General features: G+C 70.7%; 10 protein-coding genes, 3 tRNA genes and 1 pseudogene. 2 read left to right on the top strand and 12 right to left on the bottom strand.

Features of this window, described 5'->3' with window-relative positions; translation table 11 throughout:
• The 12 genes from RL72_RS00880 to RL72_RS00825 all read right to left on the bottom strand — a co-directional run.
• The coding region (locus tag RL72_RS00880) for a YveK family protein (RefSeq protein WP_045248910.1) at positions 1-598 on the bottom strand (598 nt) is incomplete at its 3' end.
• A 242-nt stretch (positions 599-840) separates the two neighbouring features.
• Positions 841-1,080, bottom strand: coding sequence for a PLD nuclease N-terminal domain-containing protein (locus tag RL72_RS00875; RefSeq protein WP_045248909.1), 240 nt, complete (start codon positions 1,078-1,080; stop codon positions 841-843).
• A gap of 134 nt (positions 1,081-1,214) precedes the next feature.
• A tRNA-Met gene (locus RL72_RS00870) sits at positions 1,215-1,288 on the bottom strand.
• Positions 1,289-1,312: 24 nt separating this feature from the next.
• A tRNA-Thr gene (locus RL72_RS00865) sits at positions 1,313-1,384 on the bottom strand.
• Positions 1,385-1,492: 108 nt separating this feature from the next.
• On the bottom strand, positions 1,493-2,287 hold the full coding sequence (locus tag RL72_RS00860) for an inositol monophosphatase family protein (protein WP_045248908.1): 795 nt from the start codon (positions 2,285-2,287) through the stop codon (positions 1,493-1,495).
• Positions 2,284-3,285 carry a hypothetical protein gene (locus tag RL72_RS00855; protein WP_052674099.1) on the bottom strand — a complete coding sequence of 334 codons (1,002 nt, stop codon included), beginning with the start codon at positions 3,283-3,285 and terminating at the stop codon, positions 2,284-2,286. The genes RL72_RS00860 and RL72_RS00855 overlap by 4 nt, the downstream gene beginning before the upstream one ends.
• 112 nt (positions 3,286-3,397) lie before the next feature.
• The gene (locus RL72_RS00850; protein WP_045248907.1) at positions 3,398-4,189 is read right to left on the bottom strand and encodes an enoyl-CoA hydratase/isomerase family protein; all 792 of its coding nucleotides are present in this window, start codon (positions 4,187-4,189) and stop codon (positions 3,398-3,400) included.
• Between the two features lie 106 nt (positions 4,190-4,295).
• Positions 4,296-4,907 carry an FBP domain-containing protein gene (locus RL72_RS00845; protein ID WP_309599110.1) on the bottom strand — a complete coding sequence of 204 codons (612 nt, stop codon included), beginning with the start codon at positions 4,905-4,907 and terminating at the stop codon, positions 4,296-4,298.
• A gap of 102 nt (positions 4,908-5,009) precedes the next feature.
• Positions 5,010-5,091, bottom strand: a tRNA-Tyr gene (locus tag RL72_RS00840).
• A 108-nt stretch (positions 5,092-5,199) separates the two neighbouring features.
• On the bottom strand, positions 5,200-6,204 hold the full coding sequence (locus tag RL72_RS00835) for a LacI family DNA-binding transcriptional regulator (protein ID WP_045248906.1): 1,005 nt from the start codon (positions 6,202-6,204) through the stop codon (positions 5,200-5,202).
• A 91-nt stretch (positions 6,205-6,295) separates the two neighbouring features.
• On the bottom strand, positions 6,296-8,539 hold the full coding sequence (locus tag RL72_RS00830; RefSeq protein WP_045248905.1) for a family 78 glycoside hydrolase catalytic domain: 2,244 nt from the start codon (positions 8,537-8,539) through the stop codon (positions 6,296-6,298).
• 34 nt (positions 8,540-8,573) lie between these two features.
• Positions 8,574-9,884, bottom strand: coding sequence for an MFS transporter (locus tag RL72_RS00825; protein WP_045248904.1), 1,311 nt, complete (start codon positions 9,882-9,884; stop codon positions 8,574-8,576).
• 225 nt (positions 9,885-10,109) lie between these two features.
• On the opposite strand from RL72_RS00825, the gene RL72_RS00820 reads away from it, so the two are divergent.
• A complete protein-coding gene (locus RL72_RS00820; RefSeq protein WP_052674098.1) occupies positions 10,110-12,890 on the top strand; it encodes an alpha-L-rhamnosidase in 2,781 nt (926 codons plus the stop codon).
• A pseudogene (locus RL72_RS00815) lies at positions 12,887-13,106 on the top strand (L-rhamnose isomerase); the annotation flags it as partial. The gene RL72_RS00820 and the pseudogene RL72_RS00815, both read left to right, overlap by 4 nt.

The following is a 13,106-nucleotide window of genomic DNA, read 5'->3' as shown; positions in this document are numbered from 1 at the left end:
GCAACAGGCCATACCCCACCGCGACCGCCAAACCCACCAACGCCCCCAACGCCAACGCCAACCGCGTATTCGGCGACGACGGCGCATCCGGCAAACGCGCCGAATCAATCGGACTCAAAAACACCGCGCCCTTCCTGTCAGGGTCGCCCGTTTCGAGACGATTCACTTCGGAAGCCATGGACTTCACCCATGCCTCCGCGATGCTGCGCGCCATCTCCGGGGTGCTCGCCGTGACGGTCACCTCCAGATTGGCCGTATCGACGACATTGGCGACGGCGACCTTAGTGACGAGCTGCTCGGCACGGATGGTGAGGTGCAGACGGTCGATCACTCCCTGAGCGACAGCGCGGGACTGACCGAGCGTGACGTAGGTCTTGACACGACCCGCGGTCAGCGTGTTCCCGAGCATGGCCGAGCTCAGATCCGACGACGGGCCGGTCGACGAGGAGGCCGCCTGCACGATCGCAGAGGCGTCGGCGGTATACGCCTTCGGCTGCAGCAGACTCCACCCGAACGCGACGGCGACGCCGAGGAAAGCGATGAGGACCATTCCGAGCCAGTGCGCTCGGAACACCCGGAGATATTCACGCAGATCCATCAGTCCGCCCCTCGTTATTCACCAGACGAGGCGAACCCGCATCGATGAGGAAAAGTACCCTCCGTCGATTCTGAAACCTGCGGCGCTCCCGGTTCTTCTGTCGCGCCCCTTCAGAGGAGACATGTCGCGAACTCGGATCATGAGGTGTCGCGAAACAGACGGAACTCGATCTCGGCGCTCGCGGCGCCACCCGAGGACGGGGGAAGGCGTGCGCGAGGCTGCTCCGGGTTTCGTGCAGAGAGCTATCTCTCTTCGGGCCGTTCAGCAGGCGAGCGGCGACCGACACCGAACCAGGCCGCAGGCCCGAGTCCGGGCGCGGCGATGATCACGACGGCCCACACCATCGCCCTCATCGACGAGAGCCGGTGCGCGCGTCGGATCAGGGAGGTCAGGGCCGTAACGGTCAACGCGAAGAGCAGCACGGTGAACACGGTCCACGCCACGTCGTAGGCGTCCGGCAGGAGCGGGTTATGCGGACTCATGCGCTCACGCTACGACATCGACGCGTCAGGCAGGAGCGGAGCGGCCGGACGATCAGGAGCTCGATGCGCGCGGGCGGCGATTCGGACGTCTCCGGATACGAGAAAACCCCCGGAAATCCGGGGGTTTCGATCGGTAGCAGGAGCGGGGCTTGAACCCGCGACCTCACGATTATGAGTCGTGCGCTCTCACCAACTGAGCTACCCTGCCGCACGGCATCCGATGGATACTGCGAGCCCCGAGTCAGGATTGAACTGACGACCCCTTCCTTACCATGGAAGTGCTCTGCCACTGAGCTATCGGGGCGTGCTGCCCTCGCGGGCAACCAGTCGAGAATACCAAAGATTCGGCGCGCCACCGAATCGAGGCGACGCTTGCGTCACACGGGCGTGTCCACCCTCCAGAGGGCCGCGCTCAACCGGCGTCGAGGATCCTCCGCCGCAGTTCCTCGACCACACCCGCACCGCCCGCGAGGTTCAGCCGACGGGCCACCTCACGCCCCTCGGGACGCAGGAACACCCCGCCGGCCTCCTGCACGAGCAGCGCGCCCGCCGCGAAGTCCCACGGCGAGAGCCCTCGCTCGAAGTAGCCGTCGAGACGCCCGGCGGCCACGTACGCGAGATCGGTCGCTGCGCTCCCCCCACGCCGCAGATCGCGGGCGATCGGCATCACCCGACCCACGGTTGCGAGGTCGCCGGCGTGGGTGGACGGGTCGTATCCGAAGCCGGTCGCCAGCAGCGCGCCCGCGGGGCCCGGTTCGGCGACGCGCAGTCGCACCCCGTTCACGTGCGCGCCTTCTCCGCGCGCGGCGGAGAACGTCTCGCCGACGACCGGTGAGTGCACGACGCCGGCGACCGCGTTCCAGCCGTCGGGATCCGCACCGCCTTCGACCGCGGCGATGCTCACGGCGTACAGCGGGATGCCCGAGGCGTAGTTGACGGTGCCGTCGATGGGATCCACGACCCAGGTGATGCCGGTGGTGCCCTCGCCGCCACCGGACTCCTCTCCGAGGAAGCCGTCGCCCGGCCGTTCGGCGTCGAGCCGCGCACGGATCAGGACCTCGACTTCGCGGTCGGCCTCGGTGACGATGTCGGCGAGGGTCGACTTGCTCGCCGCGATCGAGACCCCCTCGTCGCGCCGCCGGCGAGCCAGCTCCCCGGCCTCTCTGGCGATGTCCGCGGCAAGCTCGCGGAGTTCCGCGGCGCTCACGAGGCGGACGGAGGTGCGATCGGCGGGGCCGGCGGAGCCTGCGGGAAGACCGGGGCCTCGCCGCCGTGCTCCGGACTCGACAGCGCTGCACCGCCCGAGGAAGCCGCCCCTTGGAGTCCATGCCCACCGGTGAACGGCTGGGGCGCCGGCGCCGCGAGCTCGGCCGGCGCGGCAACCGTCGCCGGAGCCGCCTGACCGGGGATCGTGGCGCCGGGAGAGGGGATACCCGTGTAGTACGCGTTCCAGTCGGGCGTGCCGTCCAGGAGGATCGGCAGGGGCGTGCGGCCGTCGGCGAAGGTCGGCCACGCCTGCAGTTGAGGCTGAGGAGCCGGGTACGCGGCCGGGTGCGGGGCGGCCGCAACCTGCGCCGGACGCTTCGGGGCGAACAGGGCGTTCAGCAGCGGGATCAGCATCGTCCCGACCGCGGTGAGGATCGTGAGGGCCACCACGATCCTCCAGTACAGCTCGTCGTAGTGGAACGTGTGCGGGAAGGTCAGGTAGAACACCAGCATCGCGACCAAGGACGCGAGGAACGCGTACGTCACCCACACGATCGCGCGCGTGAACGTGGTCTCATGACGGGCTGCGGCCTTCTGGAACAGCCGGACGTGCAGCAGCGCGAGCTGCAGGATGGCGACGACGAGCACGAGGTGGAAGAACCGCTCGATCCCGCCGAAGAAGAGCGTGTCGTCGGGAAGCCAGATCTTGACCGCGCCGACCAGCAGCGCGACGATCCACGAGATCATGCTGAGCAGGGCCAGCCAGTCCTCGCGGTGGGGCGCGAGACTCGCCTCGAGGATCGCGATCGCAGCGAAGCCCGCGAGCAGCACGATCGTCAGGAAGGCGCGGCCGATGAGACCCTGCTGGTCTCCGATCAGCACCCAGACCACGCACACCAGCGCAGCCGCGATGAGTGCGCCGATCGCGATCCAGATGGCCCCGCGGATGAGCAAGGAGGTGTTCGGTCCGGACTTCGCCGGCGTCGTCGTGTTCGCCATGGGATCCCCCGTCTGTCGTGCCTTCATCCTCGCATGCCGGATGCGGCGGGCTCAGGATGAAGCGTCGACGGTGGAGAAGCGGCGTGCGCGCGCGGTTGTGCGGAGCGATGCGTCAGCGCGCGGCCGACCGCTGGGCGAACGCTGCGATCAGTCCTTGCGCCTCGGCACCGCTGAAGGCCGCGGCGATGCTGCGCGCCTCTTCATCGAGCTGCCCGGCGAAGGAGCGCTCGGGCCGCGAGCGGACGAGACGCTTCGCCTGTCCGTAGGCACCGAACGCCCCGGAGAGCCAGAAGCGAGCGATCTCCTCGGCGCGAGCGCGCACCGCCGCGGCGATCGCAGGCGCGTCGCCCTCCCCCACCGCCTCGGCCGCGATGCCCCACTCCACGCCCTCTTCGGCGGTGAGCATGCGGTCGGTGAGCAACAGCTGCAGGGCGCGCCGCTCGCCGACGGCGGCGGCCAGCTGCGCGCTGACCGACAGGTCGGGCGTCAAGCCGACGTTGGCGTAGAGACTGCCGAAGCGCGAGTCGGATCCGACCACCGCGTAGTCGCTCGCGAGCAGGATGCCCAGCCCTCCGCCCGCCGTCGTGCCGTGCGCGGCGGCCACGACAGGCACCGAGGACGAGACCAGGGAGGAGATGCCGGAGTGGATCACCTGGGCGAGGCGCTCGATCTCGTCGGGGCCGCCCATGCCCGTCGCCATGTCGATGACGTCGCCGCCGGCGCAGAACGCGCGCCCTTCGCCCTCGATCAGGATCGCGCCCACCGCGCTGTCCGCCACCGCGGCCGCGGTGGTCTCGGCCCAGGCGTGCGCCAGCTCGGCGTTGAAGGCGTTGAGCCGCTGCGGGCGGTTCAGGGTGATCCTGGCGAGGCCGTCCTCGACACGATAGAGCAGCGGCTCGGACATGGGGCTCCTTAGATCAGCGGCGATCGCGCGGCCGTCGACCGCCCGTTCAGCCTACCCGCGCTCGGCGGATCATGGCACCGAGTCCCAGACTTCGTGAGCCTGAGGTTCAGGCGGAGTCGCCGAGGACCGAGGCGACGAAGGCGTGCACCCGGCGGTGGGTGCCGTCGAGGCGCCGATCGGCGAGCCGCTCCGCGCGGATCTCGTTGGGCGCGAGCGGCGGCGCCAGCCGGACGCTCTCGTGGCAGGACAGGTCGGCGCAGATGTAGGTGCCGACGACCGACCCCTTCCGCCCCTCGGGCCCGCCGCGGCGGGCCGCGAACAGGGCGACCTGGTTGCCGGGCTGCATCGTGTGGCAGAGGTTGCACATGCCCGAGCGCACGCGAGACGGATCCGCCGCGCGGAGCACGATCCCCACCGCCTCCCCGTCCTGCTCGATCACGATGTAGCCGCTGCGCGCGGCGATCGGATCCCGCCAGGCGAAGAAGTCGAGATAGTCCCACTCGGCGAGGAGCAGGTCGTGCGGCATCGCGATCTCGGCGACCTCATCGGGCTCGGCGTTGCGGAAGGACGCCCGGAGCTGGTCTTCGGTGAGGGCATGCATGGCCTCCAGTCTAGGAACGCCGTCGACGATGCCGGTGGCCGGGCGGAGGATGAACTCGTCGCGCCGCGCGGCCTGAGGAGCGGAAACCGCTGTGGGGTTCGCATCGATCCGCATCATCACCGAAGACGTTGACCGTCTGGCCGGCTTACACGACGAACCGCCTGAACGACCCACCGAACGGCGGAAGGCCCCCGCAGTGCGAGGGCCTTCCGTCTGGGGTGGCGAGTGAGGGATTCGAACCCCCGAAGCATTCCGCGGCTGATTTACAGTCAGCTCCCTTTGGCCGCTCGGGCAACTCGCCATGCACGCCCGCCCCGCTTCTTCAGCCGACCGGGGGCGCGAAGATCAAGCATACCCGGCGGATACGGTCACCGGAAATCGAGCCCGACAAGGCGCGTCGGCGCGTCGCTCAGACGCCGAGCGTGGAGGCGCGCGCGACCAGCTCCGGACGGTAGAGCACGCGCTCCGCGGCAGCGGATCCGACGTCGGCGGCACCCAGCAGCAGGTCGACGGCGGTGGACCCGATGAGGCCCGCCGGCTGACGGATCGAGCTCAGCGGGATCACCGCCGCCTCGGCGAAGTCGATGTCGTCGTAGCCGATGAGGGCGATGTCCTGCGGGACCCGCACGTCGCCGGCCATCACCAGGCTCTGCAGGATCCCCAGCGCCAGCAGATCGTTCGCGGCGAAGATCGCATCCGGCCTCTGCGCGACCGGCCGCTCCATGAGCAGGCGACCGGCCCGGCGCCCCTCCTCCACGCTGAGCGCGCCGGTTGCCATGAACTCGAGTCCCACCCCCGCCTCCGCGGCGACCGCCTGCGCGCCGCTGAGGCGATCCGAGACCTGGCGGAGGGACACGGGCCCGCCGACGAAGGCCGGGCGGCGACGGCCGGCCTCGAGCAGGTGCGCGGCGGCGATCCTGCCGCCCTCCACATCGTCGACGGCGACCGAGGAGAAGCCGGGATCGCTCGTCTCGCGGTCCACGAGCACGCTGAGCGTGCCGCGCTCGCGCATCTGCTGCAGTCGCGGCAGGGCGTCGGCGACGGGCGTGATGAGCACGCCCGCGACCCGCTGCTCCTCGAAGAGGTCGAGCAGCAGGCCCTCGCGACGGGCGTCCTCATCGCTGTTCGCGACGAGGACCGACAGGCCGTGTTCGTCGGCGCGCTGCTCGGCGCCGCGCACCACCTCGGCGAAGAACGGGTTGCGGATGTCGAGCACCACCAGCCCGATCGTGCGGCTGCGCCCCGCGCGGAGCTGCCGCGCCGCGTCGTTGCGCACGTAGCCGAGGCGGGCGATCGACGCCTGCACCCGGGACACGGTCTCGGCGGAGACGCGCTCCGGACGGTTCAAGACGTTCGAGACGGTGCCGACGGACACACCGGCGTCCTCGGCCACTTCCCGGACGCTCACGACCATCGCCGCCCCCTTCTCTCGCACAGCGAGCCTAGGGCATCCCTCGGCCGGAGCCGGGGCGGGCCGCGCCCGCAGATCGGGGCGCGGCCGCGCGTCACGCGACGAAGCGGTGCTCGCCTCCGACGACCTCATGCGCCGCCCCTCCCGGGAGCACGATCTCCGCGGGGACCCCGTCGGGGATCCGCACGTCGAGCACGAACCCCTCGTCCTCGGTGCTCCAGTGGGCGGCGATCTCGCCCGCCGCGGATTCGTAGCGGGTGCGCGCCCAGGTGATGCCCGGCCCGGGGACCGGCTCGATGCGCACCTTGGCGTAACCGGGCTCGGCGGGCCGGACGCCTCCGACGACCTGGTGGATCCAGTCGACGACCGCGCCGAGCGCGTAGTGGTTGAAGCTCGTCATCTCCCCGGGATTGATGGATCCGTCGGGAAGCATCGAGTCCCAGCGCTCCCACACCGTGGTCGCGCCCATCGTCACCGGGTAGAGCCAGGACGGGTTCTCCTTCTCCCGCAGCAGGCGGTACGCATCCTCCACGTGACCGGTGTCGGAGAGCGCCCAGGTGACGAACGGGGTGCCCGCGAAACCGGTCGTGACCCGGTAGTCGCCGGCGCGCACGAGCTCGGCCAGCCGGTCGGCCGCCTTCTCGCGATCGACGTCGTCGAGGAGCCCGAAGCAGATCGCCAGGGCGTAGACCGTGACGCAGTCCGAGCGCACCCGGCCGGCTTCCACGTAGTGCTCCTGGAACGCGGTGCGCGTGCGCTCCGCCAGAGCCCGCCAGCGCTCCGCATCGGCGGCCTTCCCGAGGATCTCCGCCGCCTCCGCCGCGAACGAGGCCGACCGGTACAGGCACGCGGTCGCGACGACATGCGGATCCGCCTTCGCCGCGGCCGGGTTCTCCGGGGGCGCATCCGGATCCAGCCAGTCGCCGAACTGGAAGCCCTCGTCCCACAGCCCGCTCGGCGAGAGCGCACGCTCCACCGACTCGAGATGCAGCACCATCGCCGGGTAGTGCGTCGCCAGCCGATCGCGATCGCCGTAGGCCCACCACAGCGCCTCGGGCACCCACACCGCGGCATCGCCCCAGATGGCCGTCGCACCGAGGGCGGGGAAGGCGAAGTCGTCACCGAAGTGCGCGTACTTGAGCACGTCCGGCACGACGATCGGAACGATCCCCGCCGAGGAGTGACGGGTCTCCGCGTGCAGATCCTCGAGCCAGTCGTGCAGGAAGTCGGACGTGTCGAACTGGAACGAGGCCGAGGCCGCGTAGGCCGCGATGTCGCCCGTCCAGCCCAGCCGCTCATCCCGCTGCGGGCAGTCGGTGGGGACGCTGAGGAAATTGCCCTTCTGTCCCCACACCGAGTTGCGCACGAGCTGGGTGACCAGCGGGTCCGAGCATTCGAAGGAGCCGAGGCGGCGCATCTCGGAGTGCACGACGACGGCCTCCAGATCCTCCGGGCGCAGCTCTCCGGGCCAGCCTGTGACCTCGGCATAGCGGAAGCCGTGGAAGGTGAGCGTCGGCTCGAACACGTCCTCGCCGCCGGAGAGCACGAACACATCGGTCGCCTTAGCAGCGCGCAGCGGCCGCGTGCCCAGCTCGCCGTCCTCGAGCACTTCGGCGTGCCGCAGCACGATCTCGGTCCCGCGCGGCCCCTGCAGGCTCGCGCGGATCCAGCCGACGAGGTTCTGGCCGAAGTCGACGAGCGTGCGCCCGGCGGGCGACGTCCAGATCCGCACCGGCCGAAGCGTCTCCTGGCGGCGCACGGGAGGCCCCGCCTGCGCGATGAGCCGGCTGCGATCGACGTCGACCGTCGAGACGGCGAGCTCCTCCCCCGGCTCTCCGCGCAGGCGGGCGTCGATCGTCTCGCCGTTGTACAGCGAGTTGCGCAGTACCTCGGTGGTCTCTGCACGCCAGGACGGATCGGTCAGGACGGTCTGCACCGCGCCGTCCTCGAACACGAGCTCCAGAGCGAGGGCGAGGGCGATCTGCTCCCCGTAATTGGCGTTCGCCCCCTCGAAGCCCAGGTCGCCGCGGTACCAGCCGTTGCCCACCAGCACGTCGAGGGAGAGCTCCCCGGATCCGCCGCGCACCGCATCCGTGACGTCCCACGTCTGGAACGGCAGCCGCCACTCGTACGCGTTCCAGCCCGGATCGAGCACCGAGTCCGAAACGGGAGCGCCGTCCAGACGGGCCTCGTACACCCCCAGCGCGGTCGCGACGAGCCTGGCGGAAACCACCTCCTCGCGCGGCTGCTCGGGCACGATGGTGCGCCGGAAGCGGATCGCGGCCTCGCGCGGGGCCTCCGCGGTGAGGAAGTCGGCGTGGGTCAGCGGGTTTTCCATCTCGGTCCTTCCGGATCGTGGGCGTGCAGGGGGATCAGGACTCGACCGGGGCCGCGTCCGCCTCGGGCTCGGGCTCGACGGCGACCGTGCGCAGCGACTCCGTGACGAACTGGCTCTCCCCCGCCTTGCGGAAGGCGAACCAGGCCACGATCAGCCCCACCGCGACGACGCCGCTGAGCACCGCGTACAGCCCCTGCGGGCTGACCGCGATGAGGGCGGGCGTGACGAACGCGAGCAGAGCCGCCACGACGCGGGCCACGGCGATGACCGCGCCCTGCGCGGTCGTGCGCAGCAGCGTGGGGAACGACTCCTGAGTCCACACCTTCATGATCCCCTCGAACGCGAACGCACCGCCGACGCCCATGAACAGGTTCATCGCGATGATCGTGGGCAGGCTGAAGCCCAGCACCGCCGGCGTCAGGTAGCCGAGCAGCAGCACGATCGCTCCGAACACGAAGTAGGTCATGCGGTGCTTGCCGTCGACGATGCGCATGAACCACAGCCCCGCGAGCAGGCCGATCGGGAACGAGAGCAGGCCGATCGCCGAGTTCGTCTCGACGGGGATGCCCGCGACGTTCACCGCGAGGTAGGTGCCGAACTGACCGCCGGTGTTCGCGCCCACGTTGGTCAGCGCGTAGAAGACCAGCAGGGCGAGGAACGGCGCGAGGTAGGGCTTGCGCAGGAGGTCGCGCACCGATGCGCGGTCGGCGCGGACCGTGACCACGCCACGGCGGCGCTCGTCACGGGCGGCCAGCCAGAACGGCGACTCGGGGATCGTGAGGCGGGCGAGGAAGACGAGCGCCGCGATGATGCCGACCTGACCGAACAGGAGCTGCCCGCCGATGCGGCCCAGTCCGCCGGCGAAGGTCGCGATCACGATGGTGCCGAGGATGCCGACGACCCACAGGATGTTGGACAGGCCGATGATCGCGCCGCGGTTCTTCTCGGAGGCCGCCTCGGAGATCGTCGAGAGCGACACCGGCAGATCCGCTCCCGTGCCGAGTCCCGCGAAGACGACGCCGACGAGCAGTGCGGGGAACGACGAGCCGAAGACGAGCAGGGCGATCCCGACGATGACGACGAGCATCGTCACGAGGAAGACCCGACGACGACCGAACGCGTCGCCCAGCCGGCCGCCGAAGATCGCACCGATGGCGATCGAGAGCGTGAGCATGCCGGACAGGATGCCGATCTGGTCCGGCGTGATGCCGATCGTGTGCTGATAGATGACGAGGGCGATGCCGGTCGCGACGATCGTGGCGGCATCGATGTACGACGCCATGCCGCACACGACGCCGACCCACCACGGGTTCGGCTGGCGGACGGCGGGGGACTCGACGGTCATGGTTCTCCTTTGAACGGGACGAGGCGGTGCGCGGCGGCCGAGGGGCGCTGCGGATCCGGGGTGTCTGCACGCTAGCAAGCTTTGAATCGATTCACAACCCCCGTTGCACGAAACTGTTTCAGACTGACGGCTCCGCCAGAATCCGGTCAGCTTGACGACGGGACTTCGCAGGACGTATCGTCGATCTCAGTTTTTGAATCGATTCAGAGCAAAGGAGCCCCGTCGATGCCCCTCGTCCTCTCCGACCTCCGCGCGGATCACCTGGAGAATCCTCTCGCCCTGCGGCGCGTCACGCCGCGGCTCACCTGGCGGGTGCGCGCAGAGGGAACGGCATCCGCGCCCCGCGCGCACCGGATCCGCATCACCGCCGCTGACGGCGCCGTGGCGCACGACTCCGGATGGATCGACTCGGACGCGACCGCGCTCGAAGCCGTCGACTTCGAGGGAGCCCCCGGCTCGGACTACCGCTGGCACCTCGCCGTGCGCGATGCGGACGGCGCGGAGGTCGAGGCGTCGGCCGGCTTCGGCATCGGGCTCGCCGACTGGGACGCGCCGTGGGCGGAGCCGGTGCAGGAGCGCGTGCTCGCCGAGGGGCCCCTCGAGATCGGCCCCGAGGTCTTCGCGCCTGCCGCCGACGCCGCGCCGCCCGGTGAGCGCCTGCACCCGCCGCGGCACCTCCGGCAGGCCTTCAACCTCCCCGCGGCACCGGTGTCGGCGCGACTGCGCATCAGCAGCCAGGGCGTGCATCAGCCCTCGCTGAACGGCCGCCCCGTCGGGGACGGACTGCTCGCCCCCGGCTACGAGAGCTACCAGCACGAGATCTCGGTCATGACGCACGACGTCACCTCGCTGCTGCGCGAAGGCGCCAATGTGCTCGGCGTGATCCTCGGCGACGGCTGGTACGCCGGCCGGATCTCGATCCTCGGGCGCAGCGCACAGTACGGCGACATCCTCCGCGCCACCTGGCGCCTGGAGGTGGACCTCCCGGACGGCAGCCGACACGTGATCCGCCCGGATGCCTCCGTGCGCAGCTCCCGCGGGCCCATCGACTGGTCGGACATCTTCATCGGCGAGCGCCACGACGCGCGTGCCGAGATGCCGGGCTGGGATGAGCCGTCGGCCGACGCCGAGGCGTCCGAGGGGTGGACGCCGTGCGCGCTCCTCCCCGTCTCCGTGCCCCTCGTGCCGTTCGTCGGAGAGCCGATCCGGCGTGTCCGCGAACTGCCGGCGCAGCGCATCCTGACGACGCCGGCCGGCGAGACCGTGATCGACTTCGGTCAGGTCATGGCGGGGCGCGTGCGGATGCGCGTCCGCGGCGAGCGCGGAACGGTCGTGCGGCTGGAGCACGCCGAGGTCATCGACGCGGAGGGCAACTTCCTCGACAACATCCTCGGCGTGAACAAGGACCAGGCCGACGAGTACGTGCTCGCCGGCCGCCCCGAGGGCGAGGAGTGGGAGCCGCTGTTCACGTTCCACGGGTTCCGCTACGTCAAGCTGATCGGCTACCCCGGAACGCCCGAGCCCGAGGACTTCACCGCAGTCGTCATCGCCAACGACCTCGCGCAGACCGCCTCGTTCTCCTCGTCCCACGCGCGGCTGGACCGCCTGGTGCAGAACACGATCTGGTCGCAGCGCTCCAACTTCCTCGCGGTGCCGACCGACTGCCCGCAACGCGAACGGGCCGGCTGGACCGGCGACCTGCAGATCTTCGCGCCGACCGCGGCGACCCTGATGGGCGTCGCCGCGTTCCTCGACCGCTGGCTGCGCAACGTGCGCGTCGACCAGGACGCGCACGGCGGCATCGTGCCCATCATCGTGCCGATGCCGCCGGCCATGGACGATCCGGACCGCCCGAACGCGGGCCTCGGCGACATCAGCGACGCGGCGGGATGGAGCGACGCGATCACGATCGCCCCGTGGGAGCTGTACCGCCACTACGGCGATCCGCGGTTCCTGCGCGACAACCTCGAGGCGATGCGCACCTGGGTCGAGCACCAGACCGCCGGCGCCGCGGCCTCGCTCCCGGCAGGGCTCGATCCTGCCTCGCTCTCCCCCGAGCGGCTCGCCCGGCAGCGCCTGCTCTGGAACGGCCGGATGAACTTCGGCGACTGGCTGGCGCCGTCCACGCTCGACGGATCCCGGCCCGAGGCCGCAGGGCTCGACGAGTTCTCGGCGATCATGCTCGCACCGCAATTGACCGCGGAGCTCACCGGCCCCCTGTTCCAGATCCGTTCCCTGGACCTCTACGCCGCCTCCGCCGAGGCGCTCGGAGATGCCGTGACCGCTGCGCAGGCGCGTGAGCACGCGGCGGCGGTGCGTGCCGCCTTCGCCGCGGAGTACGTGGGCGACGACGGGCGGATCGGCCCCGACATGCAGGGCATCGCCGTGCTCGCCCTCGCGTTCGACGCCGTGCCCGACGAGATCCGCCCGCGCGCGGTGGCCCGCCTGGTCGAGCTCGTGCAGGAGGCGGGGGTGCATCTGGACACCGGGTTCGTCTCCGTCCCGTTCCTGCTGGACGTGCTGTGGGATGAGGGTCATGCCGACCTCGCGCGGGCGCTGCTCGTGCAGGACACGGCGCCCTCATGGCTGTACGAGGTCGACCACGGCGCCACCACCATCTGGGAGGCGTGGAACGCCGTGCACGAGGACGGCACGGTCGAGCGGATGTCGATGAACCACTACGCCTTCGGCTGCGTGGTCGACTGGATGATGCGGCGCCTCGCGGGCATCGAGCTCCTCGAGCCCGGCTACCGGCGCACCCGCATCGCGCCCGACCTCGACGGCGTGCTCGACCACTGCCAGGCGCACGTGGACGCTCCCGCCGGCCGGATCGCCGTGGACTGGACCCGTACCGGCGCCGAGGCGCGTCTGACCGTCGAGATCCCACTCGGCGTCACCGCCGAGGTCGCACTGGCCCCGGGCTGGACGCTGGACGATCCCACCGAACTCACCCCTGGCACGCACACGCTGCGCGCCGCCCGCACCGAAGAAGGCAGCGCATCATGACCCTGTCCCCCGAGATCCTGTCCGCGCTCGAGACGCAGGCGATCGAGCTGCCGAGCTGGGCGTTCGGCAACTCCGGCACCCGCTTCCGGGTGTTCGGCACGCCCGGCACGCCCCGCGACCCGTACGAGAAGATCGCCGATGCGGCGCAGGTGCACGCCCACACGGCGCTCGCCCCCACCGTGGCGCTGCACATCCCGTGGGATCTCGTCGATTCCT

The organism is Microbacterium azadirachtae, from assembly GCF_000956545.1.
In the GTDB taxonomy this organism is placed as follows: domain Bacteria; phylum Actinomycetota; class Actinomycetes; order Actinomycetales; family Microbacteriaceae; genus Microbacterium; species Microbacterium azadirachtae.
The sequence above is the reverse complement of the archived record's forward strand: the minus strand, read 5'-3'. Positions and strand labels throughout refer to the sequence as shown.